Source organism: Rathayibacter tanaceti (assembly GCF_001634385.1).
Lineage (GTDB): Bacteria > Actinomycetota > Actinomycetes > Actinomycetales > Microbacteriaceae > Rathayibacter > Rathayibacter tanaceti.
Genome location: NZ_LIIN01000204.1, coordinates 1 through 2,849 on the forward strand (window position 1 = coordinate 1; position 2,849 = coordinate 2,849).

Genomic DNA, 2,849 nt, shown 5'->3' on the forward strand with positions numbered 1-2,849 from the left:
CTCCTCGCGGCGAGCGACCGGCGCGCCGGTGCCGCCTCGCGAGCAGCCACGGCGATCGTCGAGGCCGCCATCCTCCGCGGCCGCGAGGGCGCCTCCTTCACCGGAGTCGTCGTCTCGTCGGGCCGGAACCGCTCGGCCGTGCAGCTGCTCGAGCCCGAGATCACGGTCGACGTGCAGGCCCCGCTCCTGCCGGGAGCCCGCGTCGTCGTCGTCCTGGAGTCGGTCGACGTCGCCACGGGCTCCGCGGTGTTCGGGCTCAGCGCCTAGTCCTCGTCCTCGCGCGGCTTCACGTACGGGTCGGCCTCGCCTGCGTAGTCCGCCTGGGCAGCGAGCGACTGCACCTGCGAGTCCTGGCTGCGTGCGGCGGCGAGGAGCTCCTCGATGTGCTGGGCGTTCTCGGGGAGCGCATCAAGGATGAACTCGAGCGACGGTGTCAGCCGCGCGGTGATGTTCTTGCCGACCTCGGTGCGCAGCATGCCGGTGGCGGCCTTGAGGGCCGCAGCCGAGTCGGCGCGCTCCTCGTCGGTGCCGTACACCGTGTAGAACACGGAGGCGTGCTGCAGGTCACCGGTCACCTGGACATCGGTGATGGTGACGAAGCCGAGCCGCGGATCGCGGAGTCCGCGCTCGAGCCGCTTGGCGACGATCACCTGGATACGTTCGGCGAGCTTCCTCGCCCGTGCCGGATCTGCCATGGCTGGTCCTCACATCTCTCTCGACGAACCGTTGGGCTCGTCATCTAATCACGTGGTCCACCCGGCCTGCCGGGCGCGATGGGCGGGAGGGGTGCCGCGTCGCAGCCCCCTCCCGGCCCTCCCCTGCACCGGCCGGGAACCCGGGGAAGGCGGAAGGCCCGGGCGGACCCGGGCCTTCCAGTGGAGCAGGATCAGCCTCGCGGCTTCTCCTTCATCTCGATCGTCTCGATCTCGTCGCCGATCTGGATGTCGTTGTACTTGCCGAGACCGATACCGGCCTCGTAGTCCGTGCGGACCTCCGTGACGTCGTCCTTGAAGCGACGCAGCGACTCGATGGCGAGGTTGTCGCCGACGACGACGCCATCGCGGATGACGCGCGCCTTCGAGTTGCGGGTGATCGTGCCGGAGCGGACGATGACACCCGCGATGTTGCCGAACTTCGAGGAGCGGAACACCTCGCGGATCTCGGCGACACCGGACTGGACCTCCTCGAACTCGGGCTTGAGCATGCCCGTGAGCGAGTTCTCGACCTCTTCGATCGCGTTGTAGATGACCGAGTAGAAGCGGATGTCCACTCCCTCTCGAGCTGCGCGCTCGCGGGCCTTCGGGTCGGGGCGGACGTTGAAGCCCACGATGATCGCGTTGTCGATCGTCGCGAGGTTGACGTCCGACTCCGTGATCGCACCGACACCGCGGTGGATGATGCGCAGCTGCACCGAGTCGTCGACCTCGATCTTGACGAGCGACTCCTCCAGCGCCTCGACGGCACCGGACACGTCGCCCTTGATGATGAGGTTGAGCGACTCGACCTTGCCTTCCTCGAGGGCGCGGGTGAAGTCCTCCAGCGAGATGCGCTTGCGGGCCTTGGCCAGCAGGGCGTTGCGCTGAGCGGCTTCGCGCTTCTCGGCGATCTGGCGTGCCGTGCGGTCCTCCTCGGTGACGAGGAAGGTGTCGCCGGCGCGAGGCACGGACGAGAGTCCCTGCACCTGCACCGGTCGCGACGGCACGGCCTCGAGGACGGCGTTGCCGTTCTCGTCGGCCATAGCACGGACCCGACCGTAGGCCGTTCCCGCGACGATCGCATCGCCGACGCGCAGCGTTCCCGACTGGATGAGGACGGTCGCGACCGCACCGCGTCCCTTGTCGAGCTTCGCCTCGATCGCGACCCCGCGTGCCTCCTTGTTCGGGTTGGCGCGCAGGTCGAGCCCCGCGTCGGCGGTGAGCAGCACGGCGTCCAGGAGGTCCTGGATGCCGGTGTTCGCCCGCGCCGACACGTCGACGAACATGACGTCTCCGCCGTACTCCTCGGCGACCAGACCGAACTCGGTGAGCTGCTGGCGCACCTTCGCAGGGTTGGCGTCGGGCTTGTCCACCTTGTTGACCGCGACCACGATCGGGACGTTGGCCGCCTGGGCATGGTTCAGCGCCTCGATCGTCTGCGGCATGATGCCGTCGTCCGCCGCGACCACGAGGATCGCGATGTCCGTCACCTGGGCACCGCGGGCTCGCATGGCGGTGAACGCCTCGTGACCCGGGGTGTCGATGAAGGTGATGGGGCGCTCGATGCCCTCGTGCTCGGCGACGACCTGGTACGCACCGATGTGCTGCGTGATGCCGCCCGCCTCGCCTGCGACGACGTTGGCGTTGCGGATCGCGTCGAGCAGCCGTGTCTTTCCGTGGTCGACGTGACCCATGACGGTGACGACGGGGGGACGGATCTCGAGGTCCTCGTCCGTCTCGTCGTCGAGCTCCTGCTCGAGGTCGAGACCGAAGCCCTCGAGGAGCTCCTTGTCCTCGTCCTCGGGCGAGACGACCTGGATCTTGAAGCCCAGCTCGGAGCCGAGCACCTCGAAGGTCGCCTCGTCGAGCGACTCGGTCGCCGTCGCCATCTCGCCGAGGGCGAAGAGGACGGTGACCAGGTTGCCGGGGGGCACCGGCACGCCGGTCATGGCCTCGATCTTGTCGGCGAAGTCCGAGATCGACGCGCCGCGGCGCAGACGGATGATCGTCTTGCCGTCACCGCGGGGAACGCTGACGCCGCCGAGCGACGGAGCTCCCTGAGCTCGAACTCCTGACGCTTCGTGCGCTTGGACTTCCGGGCCTTGCTCTTGCCGCCACCGCGGCCGAAGGCACCCGCGGTTCCGCCGCCGGGGC

At 69.0% G+C, this 2,849-nt stretch carries 1 protein-coding gene and 2 pseudogenes; 1 reads left to right on the plus strand and 2 read right to left on the minus strand.

Annotated features, from left to right (window positions below; genetic code table 11):
* Positions 1 to 267 (plus strand): annotated as a pseudogene (locus ACH61_RS17600) (RNB domain-containing ribonuclease); the annotation flags it as partial.
* Here ACH61_RS17600 and rbfA read toward each other — a convergent pair.
* Positions 264 to 695 (minus strand): 30S ribosome-binding factor RbfA, encoded by a 432-nt coding sequence (gene rbfA / locus ACH61_RS14810; protein WP_068213513.1) that lies wholly within the window; start codon positions 693 to 695, stop codon positions 264 to 266. The pseudogene ACH61_RS17600 and the gene rbfA sit on opposite strands and share 4 nt — an antisense overlap.
* Positions 696 to 886: 191 nt before the next feature.
* A pseudogene (gene infB / locus ACH61_RS14815) lies at positions 887 to 2,849 on the minus strand (translation initiation factor IF-2); the annotation flags it as partial.

What these genes read in the sequence shown, in the direction of transcription:
- rbfA (WP_068213513.1), bottom strand. Translation starts at nt 695, where the DNA reads ATGGCAGATCCGGCACGGGCGAGGAAGCTCGCCGAACGTATCCAGGTG.